The organism is Klebsiella sp. CSG-1, assembly GCF_056521145.1.
In genome coordinates this window covers 248,421-261,682 of the sequence record NZ_JBWNLD010000004.1, presented here as the reverse complement: position 1 = coordinate 261,682, position 13,262 = coordinate 248,421, and the positions used below count along the sequence as shown (strand labels likewise).

The following is a 13,262-nucleotide window of genomic DNA, read 5'->3' as shown; positions in this document are numbered from 1 at the left end:
GCGTTTTTCGCTATTGTGGGTTCTTTTTTAGTGACGTATTGCCGTTTATTCGCCGCCACCGTGGGCGGCGGTTTATGATATGGCCGACGTCCTTGACGGATGAGATGGCACGAAAGGAGCGAGTATGAGTGAGCAGTTTCCATCCCTGCCGGATGCCACGCTGGCGGCGGCCAACTGCCTGGGCCAGTGGCTGGCGCTGGATGATTTTACCGCACAGGCGCCGACGCCGGCGGTGGATATTGTGGTGCTGGCGGGCAACGCGGTGATCCCGACCATTGACGCCGCCTGTCGGCTGGCGGCTGACGCCGGGGTGCCGCTGCTGATTAGCGGCGGGGTTGGCCACTCCACGGCCTTTCTTTACGACGCGATACGCAACGAGCCGCGCTATCGGTCGCTGCCGGTCGACGGGCGCCCGGAGGCGCATATCCTCGCCGATATCGCCCACCGTTTCTGGCATATCCCCCGAGACAGGATCGTGGTTGAGGATCGTTCCACCAACTGCGGCGAGAACGCGCGCTTTACCCGCGAGATGCTGGCGGCGACGGGAATCGCTCCCCGCGCTGGCGTGGTGCTCCAGGATCCGACGATGCAGCGGCGGACCATGGCGACCTTTGCCCGCGTCTGGCAGGACGAGACGGTCGCGCCGCAGTGGTACAGTACGCCGGGCTGTGCGCCGCTGCTGGGCAATACGGCGAACGGGCTGGCTTTTCGCGGTGACGCTGCCGGGCTGTGGCCGGTCGGACGCTATCTGTCGCTGATTCTGGGAGAGCTGCCGCGGTTGCTGGATGCCCCCCAGGGATACGGCCCGCGCGGAAAAGATTTTATCGTCCATGTGGATATCCCCGCCCGGATCCTCGAAGCCGGACAACGGTTGAGTGAGGACAACCTGCTGGGTGAAGCGCTGCACGCCCGCGCTCCCGGATGAGTGTTGCCCGTTTGCGGCGCGTTTTTCGCAAACGGGCAGTTTTTGTTGCCAATATGTAACTTTATCGCCGTGATGTCGGCGCGTTTTCATGAGCTGTTTCACAAAATCATGCTGACCGTCTGCTTCTGGCGCTGCGCGTGGGTAGATTTTTAACAAATAAGTTACTTGTTAAAAACACTAAATCTACAGGAGCAGGCCATGACAGTACCCGTTCAGCACCCGATGTATATTGATGGTCAGTTTGTGGTTGGGCGTGGCGACGCCTGGATCGATGTACTCAACCCGGCAACGGAAGCGCTGCTTTCCCGTATCCCCGATGGTACGGCTGACGATGCCCGGCGGGCTATTGAGGCGGCAGAGCGTGCGCAGCCGGCCTGGGAGGCGCTGCCGGCGATTGAGCGCGCGGGCTGGCTGCGAAAAATTGCCGCCGGCATTCGCCAGCGCGCGCAGGAGATTGCCGCGCTGATCGTGGCGGAAGGGGGCAAAATCCAGCAGCTGGCGGCGGTGGAGGTTTCATTTACCGCCGATTATCTTGACTATATGGCCGAGTGGGCGCGTCGCTATGAAGGCGAAATCGTCCAGAGCGATCGGCCAGGGGAAAATATCCTCGTCTTCAAACGCGCGCTGGGCGTCACCACCGGAATTCTGCCGTGGAACTTCCCGTTCTTCCTCATCGCCCGCAAGCTGGCGCCAGCGCTAATTACCGGCAACACCATCGTCATTAAACCCAGCGAGTTTACCCCCAACAACGCCGTCGCATTTGCGCAGATTGTCGATGACATCGGCCTGCCGAAAGGGGTGTTTAATCTGGTGCTGGGCCGCGGCGAAACCGTTGGTCACGAGCTGGCGGCAAATGCCAAAGTGGCGATGGTCAGTATGACCGGCAGCGTCGGCGCGGGCGAGAAGATTATGGCCGCCGCGGCGAAGAACATCACCAAAGTGTGCCTTGAACTGGGCGGTAAGGCGCCGGCTATCGTGATGGATGATGCCGACCTTGAGCTGGCGGTAAAAGCGGTGGTGGATTCCCGGGTCATTAACAGCGGGCAGGTATGTAACTGCGTGGAGCGGGTCTACGTGCAAAAAGGCATTTACGATCGATTTGTGAATCGCCTGGGCGAAGCCTTAAAGGCGGTACAGTTTGGCGACCCGGCTACCCGCGACGATATCGCCATGGGGCCGTTGATCAACGCCGCCGCGCGGGAACGCGTCGAACAGAAAGTGGCCAGGGCGTTAGCGCAGGGGGCGCGTCTGGCGCTGGGCGGCAGCGCGGTAGCGGGCCAGGGCTATTTTTATCCGCCGACTCTGCTGCTGGACGTGCGTCAGGAGATGGACATCATTCATGAAGAGACCTTTGGTCCGGTGCTGCCGGTGGTGGCGTTTGACACCCTGGATGAGGCGCTGGCGATGGCCAATGACAGCGACTATGGCCTGACCTCCTCGATCTATACCCGGGATCTGAACGTGGCGATGAAGGCGATAAAGGGGCTGAAGTTCGGTGAAACCTACATTAACCGTGAGAACTTTGAAGCGATGCAGGGCTTTCATGCCGGATGGCGAAAATCGGGTATCGGCGGTGCCGACGGTCGTCATGGGTTGAATGAGTATCTGCAAACCCAGGTCGTCTATTTACAGTCTTAAGCGCCGGTTTCGGCTGACCAACAAGCGGATAGCCAGGCTATCCGCTTTTTTGCGTCGCCGCGATGGCTAGTGGGCAAATTTATCCAGCACGCGGATTAGCTGGGTGACAAAACCGTACTCGTTATCGTACCAGGCAACGGTTTTGACCAGCTGAACGTCGCCGGCTTCGGCGACTTCAAGCTGGGTGGCATCGTAAATCGAGCCGAAATGGCTGCCGATAATGTCAGAAGAGACGATCTCTTCTTCGGTGTAGCCGAAGGATTCGTTGTTCTCCGCCGCTTTCTTCATCGCCTGATTGACCTCATCGGCGGTGACTTTTTTCTCCAGGATGGAGACCAGTTCGGTGACTGAGCCGGTTTTGGTCGGCACGCGCTGGGCGTGACCCTTCAGCTTGCCGCTGAGCGCAGGAATAACCAGCCCGATGGCTTTCGCCGCCCCGGTGGTGTGCGGGATGATGTTTTCCGCCGCCGCGCGCGAGGCGCGTAAATCTTTCCCCCGCGGGCCGTCAACCAGCGACTGGGTGCCGGTGTAGGCATGAATGGTGGTCATGGTGCCGAGCTTAATGCCGAAAGCATCGTTGAGGACTTTGGCCATCGGCGCCAGGCAGTTGGTGGTACAGGAGGCGACGGAAATGATGGTGTCATCGGCGGTCAGGGTATCGTCGTTGACGTTATAGACGATGGTCTTCATGTCACCGGCAGGGGCGGAGATCAGGACTTTTTTCGCCCCGGCATCGAGATGCGCCTGCGCCTTCTCGGTGGATGTGTAGAAGCCGGTACACTCGACAATCAGTTCCGCACCCACCGCTGTCCACGGAATATGCCGGGCCTCTTTCTCGGCATAGACGGTAATTTTTTTGCCATTCACGATGAGCGCATCTTCCGTAAAATCAACGCTCCACGGGAACGGCCCGTAGTTTGAGTCATGTTTTAACAAATAGGCCAGCACTTTCGGCGAGGTAAGATCGTTGATCGCCACCACTTCAAGCGGGCTGTTCACTTCCAGTAAACGGCGTAATACCAGACGTCCGATACGACCAAAGCCATTAATCCCTAGTTTGCTCATCTAAAGCCTCCGGTAGGATAGTGAGTGAGGTTGAGGGTATAAGACACTCCAGGCATACTCTACTCATGGCGAATCGGCAACCCGGAAAGTCTCGCCATCCGCTAAGCGGTTGAAAAACACTACAGAAAAATTAATGTATTCTCTGCCGCGGGCTAGTCGCGTTTCCCGCATCTTGCTAAGCGCGGTGTTCCCTCGTATTTTGAACCTTTTCACCGCCCGTCGGGCATGAGTGACTTTGCGACGAGGAATCATGGAACGTTTATTTGTTTACGGCACGCTGCGTCCGGGCCATGAAAATGCCCCCATTCTGGAAAATATCGGCGGCGAGTGGCTGCCGGGTTGGGTGCACGGCACGTTTTATGCGCGCGGCTGGGGGGCCGCTGCCGATTTCCCGGGTATCGTCCTCGATAAACAGGGGCCCCGGGTCGACGGTTATCTCTTTATATCGGATAAACTTGCCGCGCACTGGCTGATGCTGGATGAGTTCGAAGAGGGCTACGACCGGGTGGCGGTGGAGGTGACGATGGCAGAGGAGCAGCGCGTGACCGCGTGGATCTATCAGCTTCAGCCGCCAGCCCGCCGATAACGCATCCCGGCGGGCTGCTCCAGGCCATGTGCTCCGCCAGCGGCGGGCAGGGCGTGGACGTGGCAAACTTATTTGTCGCGCCAGCCCATCGCCGGCGCAACATGTTGCAGGATGGACTCGATGACGTGCACGTTGTAATCGACGCCGAGCTGGTTTGGCACGGTCAGTAGCAGCGTATCCGCCTCGGCAATCGCCTCATCCTGCTGCAGCTGCGCAATCAGCTTGTCCGGTTCGGCGGCATAGCTGCGACCGAAAATTGCGCGGGTCTTCTCGTCGAGGAAACCGACTTTATCGCTGTCGTCATGGCTGGAGCCAAAATAGCGCCGGTCCCGATCGTCCATCAGGGCAAAAATGCTGCGGCTAACGGAGACGCGCGGCGTCCACGTATGCCCGGCTTGCGCCCAGGCGTCGCGATAGGCCCGGATCTGTTTCGCCTGCTGAATATGGAACGGTTCGCCGGTTTCATCGTCTTTTAAGGTCGAGCTTTGCAGGTTCATTCCCAGTCTGGCGGCCCACTCCGCCGTTGCATTCGAACCGGCGCCCCACCAGATGCGCTCGCGCAGGCCTGCGGAATAGGGTTCCGGGCGCAGCAGACCCGGCGGGTTCGGGAACATCGGCTGCGGATTGGGTTTCGCAAAGCCTTCGCCGCGCAGGACGTCCAGCAACACCTCAGAATGCCGGCGCGCCATATCGGATTCATTTTCACCTTCGCCAGGGACGTAACCGAAATAGCGCCAGCCGTCGATCACCTGCTCCGGGGAGCCCCGGCTGATACCCAGCTGCAGGCGTCCGCCGGAGATCAAGTCCGCGGCGCCGGCATCTTCGGCCATGTACAGCGGGTTTTCATAGCGCATATCGATAACGCCGGTACCTATCTCAATACGCCGGGTTCTGGCGCCGATCGCCGCCAGCAGAGGAAACGGCGAACTGAGCTGACGGGCAAAGTGATGCACTCTGAACCAGGCGCCGTCAGCGCCCAGCTCTTCAGCGGCCACCGCCAGATCGATGGATTGCAGCAATGCGTCAGCGGCAGAGCGGGTAGCGGACTGCGGCGATGGCGTCCAGTGTCCGAATGACAAAAATCCAATCTTTTTCATGACGTCTTTATCCTGGTTTGCAGGGAATGTTCAGTAGACGGGTGCCGGCCTCGGTGAAGCCGGCCGGTTCTCGTTTGGCATAATCACTACTTTACGTATTCCCTGAGGAGAATAAATAACGTTTGTTTAACATAATGCATCAAATAAATTGATTGAAACGGGGCGCCGGTAGCGCCGTCCGGGAGAGAGTGGCTGGGGTGATGCGCCGCTGAACCCCGATAATATGTGGCGCATTTTAGGCCAATTCGTCGCTCAGTTCCCTGTTAAGCTTATTGTCCCGTCAACGTTGTCAGAGTGTGATGATGTCAGAAAAAACGCCGCCGGCGACATCCGGCGATTGGGTCGACTTTCGCCGGGATGCCGCTACGGGTATTGAAAGTGTCAACGCGCACTTTAAAGGCCATGCTTACGACAGCCACGACCACGAGGAGCTGCTGCTGGGGGTCACTTTACAGGGTTCACAGCGCTTCAGCTGTCACCGCGCTGTGCATACCAGTACGCCGGGGAAAGCGATCCTTATCGAACCGGGAGCCGTGCATGATGGCCATGCCCCGCAGCCCAGCGGATTCACCTATGCCATGCTCTACATCCCGCAGCGCTGGATGTCCGACAGTCTGCGTCAGCGCGGCATGGGCGATATTTCTCTGGTGGAAGCCGCCTTTCGCCATACGCTGACCGACGATCGCGACTTGATCATGGCCATCTCGCAGGCGTTTGCGGCCATTCATCATGGGGAAGGTCGGTTGGCGTGTGATGAGAGCCTCGATCGTCTGGTGGCGCATCTGACTCCTCACGTTGCCGTGAAGCCGGCGACGGCGATGACCGATTCACTGGTCAGGATGAACCGGGTCCGCGAGTATCTGCACGACCATCTCGCCTGGAATACCGGCCTCGATGAGCTGGCTGAGATCAGCGGTATCGACCGGTTCCGCCTGAGCCGGCAATTCAAGGCGGCCTTCGGGCAGACGCCCCATGCCTATCTGGTCAGGCTGCGCCTGCGCACCGCGCGACGGCTGCTGGCCGGAGGCCTCGCGGTGTCGCAGGTTGCGGCAGAGACCGGTTTTGCCGATCAGAGCCATCTGGGTCGCTGGTTCCGGCGCGCTTACCGGATCTCGCCGGTGGCCTTTCAGAGCCGCTGCTCAAACGTTCTATACTGATGCCCCGGGCTTACGTGAAGATAATATTTTCGCGGTACAGACAGGAGTATTTTGATGACCTTTGACACGAAGATTGCCTATATCGTGCGCGATGATTTAGCGACATGGCAGCGACTGAATGTGGTGGCGTTTCTGGCGACGGGGATTGCCTCTGCGGCTCCCGAGATCCTCGGCCAACCCTATATCGATTCACTGGGCCGGCAGTATGGCAATATGTCTGGCCAGCCCATGCTGATATTTGAGGGCGGGCTGGAAAAATTACAGGTTGTGCATCGCAAAGCGCTTGAGCGGGAAGTGACCATTATTCCCTACATTCACGCCATGTTTGCCACCGGGTACGATGAGGCCAATCGTGAGGTGTTTATCAGCGCCGATGCGGAGAATCTGGATCTGGTCGGGCTCGGGATCCGTGGCCCGAAAAAAATGGTGGATAAAGTGATCAAGGGACTTTCTCTCCACGGTTAGTTTGCCTGCCGTTGCCACGAGGGCGGATTGCCCCAGGTCGCTGCCGCCTCGGGCGGCAGAAACCCTGTCCGCCCCCATCTACCATCCTGCTTCGACGGGAATCGCGTATTGACCTGCCTTCAGTCGCTGTTGTCCTTGCGGCGATCTGTGCTTTAATTCAGAGATGGCGCAATTGGCCAACGGCCTGATTGCCGACATGTTTTCATCGACGGTTCCGGGAGTTGCGCTGCATCCCTCTCTTCCCGCACCCGATACTCTCTTTTATTCTCTGAGTGAAATATGACCCTGAATCAGTTTTATCCAATCGGTACCCCGGGGCAACCCTGGACAGCAGTCGAAATACAACGCTGGCGGCAGAATCAGAGGCGATCCCGGAGCTATCAGCGCGATGTGTCCGCTGTACTTGATGGCCTGAAGCAGCGGTTCGATGTCATTCAGTATGGCGAATTGCGTTACGCCGATGATGTTTATCCGTTGAGGGCGGCAAAATCAAAAAACTGGGACGATACTCTGCCGGTGGCTCTCGTTACCGGCGGCGTCCACGGTTATGAAACCAGCGGCGTGATGGGCGCCCTGACGTTTTTGACTGAATATCAGGATGAGTATGCGGGAAAAATCAATCTATTGGTGGCGCCCTGCGTCAGCCCCTGGGCCTATGAGCGTATTTCCCGTTGGAACTACGATGCCGTCGACCCTAACCGGCAATTTTTCCCCGAGGGCACAGCGGAGGAGTCCCAGGCCTTGATGAGGCTCATTTCGCCGCTGCAAGGCCGCTTCGCCGTGCACGTTGATTTGCATGAAACGACCGATACGGACGAAAGTGAGTTCAGCCCCGCGCGGGCTGCCAGGGACGGCGTGGCCTATAAACCAGAGAATATTCCTGACGGTTTCTATCTGGTCAGCGACGAGCGCAATTCAAGACTGGATTTCCAGAGCGCGTTGATTTCTGCGGTTGCGCAGGTGACGCACATTGCTCCGTCGGTGCCTGGGGAGACCGTGCTCGGTTATCCGGTCATCGGTCATGGCATTGTTGAGTATGACAATAATGCCTGGCACCTGTGCTCGACCATAACCGGCGCGCCGTTTACCACCACAACCGAAGTCTATCCCGATAGCGCGAAAACTTCCCCGCAGGAGTGTACCCGGGCGCAGGTTGTCACCGTCCGGCGGGCCATTGAATTTGCATTATCACGCTGAGTGATCGGAGCGGGCAGATATCGCCCGCTCTGCCCGCCAGGTTTTGCCGATCCTTTCCCCTGGGCTAACGACGATGCGTTTTATGCTGCATGCGCAGGTCATGTCCTGGCCGCATTCTCATCACGCCGATGCGCATTCTGGCGCCATCGGCGGCGGCCTCGAGCGAAGAGCAGACCCAACAGCGGACTACAGGCACTGATTTGGCGCGTTTGCTGAAAAGGGATCGATATGCACCATGACATTGAGAATGCCGTTTGTTTGCAACACTCTTTCCCGCGCCGCGACGGCGATGTTATGGCTATCGCGGACGGAGAGATGTTCCGGCACCTCCAGATGCACATCGACAAGGATAAGATCTCCCGCTTTACGCGTTTTCAGATCATGAAGCCCGGCGACCCCCGGTGTTGACAGAAGCAGCGCTTTGATTTCATGTTCTTTATCGCTATCCGCCGCGCGGTCCATCAGATCGTGCATCGCGTCAGCCGCGAATGCGTAGCCCATGCGCAGGATCAGCAGCCCGACCACCAAAGCCGCCGCCGGATCAAACCACGGGTAGCCGGCCAGCGTCCCGGTAATACCGATAGCGACAACCACCGATGAAGCGGCATCAGAACGGGCATGCCATGCATTGGCCATCAGCAGAGAGGACTGGAGGCGGATCGCCACCCTGCGCATATAGCGGAACAGCGTTTCCTTGATCGCGAGAGCGGTAAGCGCGACCCACAGCGCGGTAACATGTACCTCGGAGAGTGACTCAGGGTGCAGCAATTTCCCGGCAGCCGACCACAGCATACCGACGCCCACGGCAACCAGCATCATTCCGAGAATCAATGACGCGCCGTTCTCGTATCGCCAGTGGCCGTAATGGTGATCGTTGTCCGAGGGTTTACGGCTTTTTTTATTTGCCAGCAGCACCACCGCATCTGCCACTAAATCAGAAAGAGAATGAATACCATCAGCAATTAAACCCTGAGAGCCATAAAATATACCGCTAAGAATTTGCATGAATGACAAGGTAATATTAACCGCGGCGCTGATTAATGTGCTTTTTTGTGCGATGGCTGAACGTTCATGATACCCATTATCATTTCGCATAAAACAGTCCGTTTAAATAATTAACATCAGGCACTGGATTATACTGGCGTAATCTTAATGTAAGGTTAATGATAAAAGAATAAGTTACGGGTGAGCTGATTTATATATATCCGTCATGCCAGGATGACTCATTTCCTGATCACAAGGAAAACCACTATGCATCTGGAACGACACAGTATCGGCAAAGTAGGGTGGCTGAGAGCGGCAGTGCTGGGCGCGAATGATGGCATCGTGTCGACCGCCAGTCTGGTTCTCGGGGTCGCCGCGGCGGGCACTTCGCCGTCGGGTATTTTACTGGCCGGGGTGGCCGGGCTGGTTGCGGGCGCCATGTCGATGGCAACCGGCGAATATGTTTCCGTTTCATCGCAGGCGGATAGCGAACACGCGGCGCTCAGTCAGGAAAAAAGAGAGCTGGCGGCAAATTACGAGGAAGAGGTGCAGGAACTGGCTTCGCTGTACAGGCAGCGCGGCCTGGAGCCGGCCCTGGCGCAGCGGGTCGCGGAACAGCTTATGGCGAAGGATGCGCTGGACGCTCATGCCCGGGAAGAGCTGGGGCTGACGCAGACCAATTCGGCGCAGCCGCTGCAGGCCGCGATATTTTCAGCGTTTAGCTTTTCCGCCGGCGCGCTGCTGCCTGTCATCATCGCCTGGCTAGCGCCGGCAACGCGGGTTTTTCCGTTCGTGATTCTCGCCACGCTTTTTTCGCTGGTTATTCTTGGCTATATCTCCTCGGTTGCGGGGAATGCGTCACCGCTGAAGGCAATAATAAGAATCACGTTCTGGAGCGCAATGGCTATGGCTTTATCCATGGGGGCCGGTTCTCTCGCCGGTCAGGCGATGGCCTGAATGACCGTTAAGCGATAAGGAAACATAAAATTGAAAAAATATTCAGGGAGTCAGATAGCGCTGCACTGGCTGGTGTTGCTGCTCATCGTCATCACTTACGCGGCGATGGAGTTTAAGGGGATCTTCCCTAAAAATTCCCCAGGTCGTTACTGGATGGCGACCGCGCATTACAGTTGTGGGGTCAGCGTATTTATTCTGATGTTAGTCAGAATGGTCGTCAGGCTTTTTTCTCCGCAACCACCGGTGGTCCCGGCGCTCCCCCAGTGGCAGAAACTCAGCGCCTCGTTGATGCATTTTATTTTATATTGCCTTTTTATTATCCTTCCGGCGCTGGGGGTTCTGTCGCTCTATTTTGGCCAAAAAGAATGGAGCTTTATTTTTATTAATATGCCGATTTCAGCAGTGAAAAACAGTCTGCTGCAAAGCAGCCTGAAAGACGTTCATGAATTCCTGGCCAATACCGGTTATTTTATCGTTGGTTTACATGCCGCGGCCGCCCTGATGCACCACTATATATGGCGTGACAACACCTTACTCCGAATGATGCCAGGAAAACATCGGGACTGAGCCGGTAATCTGCCCCCTCCCTGGGTCATGCCGGGAGAGCGTCGCGCGCAACCTCCCCCGGTGGCCGTTCTCCGGAACACGCCGGCGCGTTCCGGTTTGTATTTCAGCGCCACGCGCTATCGGGGGATAATGCGTGCCTCTCTCAGCTGCGCGAAGAGACTGAAAAACATTTCGTCGGTTGCCTGCATTCGGGAGAAGCCCGCCCGACGCAGTTTACTGCCATCGCCAAACATGTCGTAATGCCAGCCAAAGACGAAATCGGCAAAATTGCCGTCGCTGAGCCGTAAAAGTTCCGGCTCCACCAGCCGCTGCCCGGCAAGGTCGCGCCATTGCGCGCGATAGTCCTTAAATAACTGCTGAAAGGAGAGCCTGACCGGCGGGGCAACCTCCAGCCCAAACCAGCGTGCGATCTGCGGCCATAGTTCGCTCCAGCGCCAGACGTCACCGTTATTGACATTGAAAGCCTGATTCTGCGCCACGGGCGAGGTTGCCGCCCACAGGGTCGCCTCTGCCAGCAATCCGGCATCCGTGAAATCGACGATGCTGTGCCAGGTCTGTGGTGAACCGGGAAAACGCAGCGGCAGATTCAACGCCCGGCACAGCGAGGCGTACAGGGCGATGCTCAGGGCGAGATTCATGGTATTGCCCGCCACCGCGCTACCCACTACGCCAGGGCGGATGGCATTCCAGTGCCACGTTTTTCCACGCTGAAAATGGCTGAGCCACGTGAGCTGGGCGGCGTTAAATTCAGCGCCCGGGACGCCAGGATCGCTTTCACGCGCCGGGGTTTTGAACGGCCCAAGATGCGCGCCATAGACCTTGTATCCTTGCATCAGACTGACCGTTTGCAGCGGAGCCCGGTCCTCGATTTGACTGACCAGATTACGCAGCATGGTAACGTTCGGGGCAACCATCTCCGTCCAGTTTGCGGCATTCACCCAGGCGCTGTAAAAAATATGGGTGATATTGCTAAGGGGCCGCAGCGCCCGCGCGCTGTCCTCGGCATCGAGTAAATCAACCTCGACCAGCGGAATGCCGTCAGGGTGGGAGAGGGCATGGCGGCTCAGTCCGATGACCTCCCAGCCATTACGCAGAAGCGTTTTGACAAGCTGGCTGCCGATAATACCGCTGGCGCCGGCGACCAGCGCGACTTTCTGTTGCTGTATCTTATTCATCGTGTTTCTCCAGGGAAGGTGGCAGAAACAGTGTGATATATTATTTTTTTCACACATATCCCCTGAAACTGATGGCACTTATAAGCAGAATCATTAAATGAATAATAAGCTTAATGCGATAGCCACTTTTTTACGCGTCGCCGAGGCGGGTTCTTTTTCTGCGGCCGCTCGCCAGAGCGGGATGAAGCAATCTGCCGTCAGTCAACAGATTGCGGCGCTTGAAGAGGAGCTCGGCGTGGTATTGCTGCATCGTACTACGCGGGTGATGGCGCTGACTGAACAGGGGGAAAGCTACCGGCGTGATATGCAGCTTTTGCTCGAGGCCATGAGGGAAGCGGAAAGGCGGTTGAACCCTGCCGATCATCAGTTTCAGGGCCGGGTACATGTGCAGTTGCCGAGCGGTCTGGGGCAGATTTTTATGCCCCACCTGCTGGCGCTGCAGAAAAGGAATCCCGGCTTGCATCTGATGCTGTCACTGGATGACCGCATCGCCGATCTGGTTACTGAAGGGGTCGATGTCGCGCTGCGGCTGAGCCATGAGCCACCGCAAACGCACGCGGCGCGCGTGCTGGCGCGTATTGAAACGGCGCTCTTTGCGGCACCTGATTTTACACCGCTGCACTCCGTCAGCGAGCTGGCGATGCATCCGCACGTGCGCTTCAGCGCTATCCCGCTGGAAGCACCGCTCCGCCTGGTTTCGGGTCAGAATACTCTCGATGTGAAGGTGAATACCGTTTTCCGGGCCAATACCAGTGAGGCTCTGCGCCAGGCGATTGAATCCGGCCTCGGTATCGGCGGTATGCAGCTCCCGCTTGCGGCCAGGGCGGTGCAATCCGGCAGGCTGGTACCGGTGTTACCCGCGTGGCGCTTACCTGACCGCTTCCTCTACGCCGTCTATCCCGACGCCCGCTTTATCCCCCAGAGGGTCAGAAGCATTATCAGCGCCATCGAATCCTTACTGCCTGACATTACGGGCAATATCTGAAGGCGAGACATTCGCGTTGGGGAAAACCGAACGGGAAACGGTCGAAGCAGAGTGCGAAGAGAACTGATAAACCGCCAGCGTCGCGAGAATACTCACTATCACGCTGATGATGAAGTAGGTTTTAAAGGGCTGTTTTTGCGTTTTATGGCGGAAGATCTGTTGACCGACAATCGCACCAGGCCATCCGCCGACAAACCCGAATACCAGCAAGGTCGATTCCGGCACCCGACGCCAGGCCTTGCGCGCCGCCATTTTATCCATGCCGTAAATCACCAGCGTCAGTACGCTGACGAGCAGGAACCACGTAACATAAGGATGCGGAGTCAACAGGCTCGCGGTCGCCGCGCAAACGAGGAGTAAATAACAGAAGCGATTGAGATTCATACCATGAGCCAGCAGCGATCGGTGAATGTAGAGGGCGAATTATACTCACCATGCGACCGGAAGAAAAATCTGCTGATGGC

At 57.6% G+C, this 13,262-nt stretch carries 13 protein-coding genes and 1 pseudogene; 9 read left to right on the top strand and 5 right to left on the bottom strand.

What is annotated here, in order from left to right; all coding sequences use genetic code 11:
• Nucleotides 1-124 precede the first annotated feature (124 nt).
• Nucleotides 125-925, top strand: a complete 801-nt coding sequence (locus AC007G_RS12215) for a YdcF family protein (protein ID WP_047664831.1) — start codon at nucleotides 125-127, stop codon at nucleotides 923-925.
• A 198-nt stretch (nucleotides 926-1,123) separates the two neighbouring features.
• Complete coding sequence (gene aldA / locus AC007G_RS12210; RefSeq protein ID WP_142631005.1) at nucleotides 1,124-2,563, top strand: aldehyde dehydrogenase; 1,440 nt, start codon at nucleotides 1,124-1,126, stop codon at nucleotides 2,561-2,563.
• A 66-nt stretch (nucleotides 2,564-2,629) separates the two neighbouring features.
• Here the strand turns inward: aldA and gap are convergent, their stop codons facing one another.
• On the bottom strand, nucleotides 2,630-3,628 hold the full coding sequence (gene gap / locus AC007G_RS12205) for a type I glyceraldehyde-3-phosphate dehydrogenase (RefSeq protein WP_032687945.1): 999 nt from the start codon (nucleotides 3,626-3,628) through the stop codon (nucleotides 2,630-2,632).
• A 250-nt stretch (nucleotides 3,629-3,878) separates the two neighbouring features.
• Here gap and AC007G_RS12200 point away from each other — a divergent pair, with 250 nt between their 5' ends.
• Entirely contained in the window at nucleotides 3,879-4,214 is a 336-nt protein-coding gene (locus AC007G_RS12200) for a gamma-glutamylcyclotransferase family protein (protein ID WP_142631006.1), read from the top strand.
• Between the two features lie 68 nt (nucleotides 4,215-4,282).
• Here AC007G_RS12200 and AC007G_RS12195 read toward each other — a convergent pair whose 3' ends face one another.
• A complete protein-coding gene (locus tag AC007G_RS12195; protein WP_032687943.1) occupies nucleotides 4,283-5,311 on the bottom strand; it encodes an LLM class flavin-dependent oxidoreductase in 1,029 nt (342 codons plus the stop codon).
• 302 nt (nucleotides 5,312-5,613) lie between these two features.
• On the opposite strand from AC007G_RS12195, the gene AC007G_RS12190 reads away from it, so the two are divergent.
• From AC007G_RS12190 to AC007G_RS12180, 3 genes are all read left to right on the top strand, one after another.
• Entirely contained in the window at nucleotides 5,614-6,468 is an 855-nt protein-coding gene (locus AC007G_RS12190; protein ID WP_032696313.1) for an AraC family transcriptional regulator, read from the top strand.
• A gap of 54 nt (nucleotides 6,469-6,522) precedes the next feature.
• Entirely contained in the window at nucleotides 6,523-6,933 is a 411-nt protein-coding gene (locus tag AC007G_RS12185) for a DUF2000 domain-containing protein (RefSeq protein WP_032687940.1), read from the top strand.
• Nucleotides 6,934-7,323: 390 nt separating this feature from the next.
• Nucleotides 7,324-8,130, top strand: coding sequence for a M14 family metallopeptidase (locus tag AC007G_RS12180; protein ID WP_228724098.1), 807 nt, complete (start codon nucleotides 7,324-7,326; stop codon nucleotides 8,128-8,130).
• Nucleotides 8,131-8,316: 186 nt separating this feature from the next.
• Here the strand turns inward: AC007G_RS12180 and AC007G_RS12175 are convergent, their stop codons facing one another.
• Nucleotides 8,317-9,225 carry a cation diffusion facilitator family transporter gene (locus tag AC007G_RS12175; protein WP_142631008.1) on the bottom strand — a complete coding sequence of 303 codons (909 nt, stop codon included), beginning with the start codon at nucleotides 9,223-9,225 and terminating at the stop codon, nucleotides 8,317-8,319.
• Between the two features lie 156 nt (nucleotides 9,226-9,381).
• Between AC007G_RS12175 and AC007G_RS12170 the strand changes: the two genes are divergently transcribed.
• Together AC007G_RS12170 and cybB are read left to right on the top strand one after the other, a co-directional pair.
• Entirely contained in the window at nucleotides 9,382-10,071 is a 690-nt protein-coding gene (locus AC007G_RS12170; protein ID WP_032687936.1) for a VIT1/CCC1 transporter family protein, read from the top strand.
• Nucleotides 10,072-10,101: 30 nt separating this feature from the next.
• Nucleotides 10,102-10,638, top strand: coding sequence for a cytochrome b561 (cybB, locus tag AC007G_RS12165; RefSeq protein ID WP_032696309.1), 537 nt, complete (start codon nucleotides 10,102-10,104; stop codon nucleotides 10,636-10,638).
• 116 nt (nucleotides 10,639-10,754) lie between these two features.
• Here cybB and AC007G_RS12160 read toward each other — a convergent pair whose 3' ends face one another.
• The gene (locus AC007G_RS12160; protein ID WP_032687933.1) at nucleotides 10,755-11,813 is read right to left on the bottom strand and encodes an SDR family oxidoreductase; all 1,059 of its coding nucleotides are present in this window, start codon (nucleotides 11,811-11,813) and stop codon (nucleotides 10,755-10,757) included.
• Nucleotides 11,814-11,910: 97 nt separating this feature from the next.
• Here AC007G_RS12160 and AC007G_RS12155 point away from each other — a divergent pair, with 97 nt between their 5' ends.
• Nucleotides 11,911-12,798, top strand: a complete 888-nt coding sequence (locus AC007G_RS12155) for a LysR family transcriptional regulator (protein WP_032687932.1) — start codon at nucleotides 11,911-11,913, stop codon at nucleotides 12,796-12,798.
• 63 nt (nucleotides 12,799-12,861) lie between these two features.
• Here the strand turns inward: AC007G_RS12155 and AC007G_RS12150 are convergent.
• Nucleotides 12,862-13,182: pseudogene (locus AC007G_RS12150) on the bottom strand (DUF1294 domain-containing protein); the annotation flags it as partial.
• Between the last annotated feature and the right edge of the window lie 80 nt (nucleotides 13,183-13,262).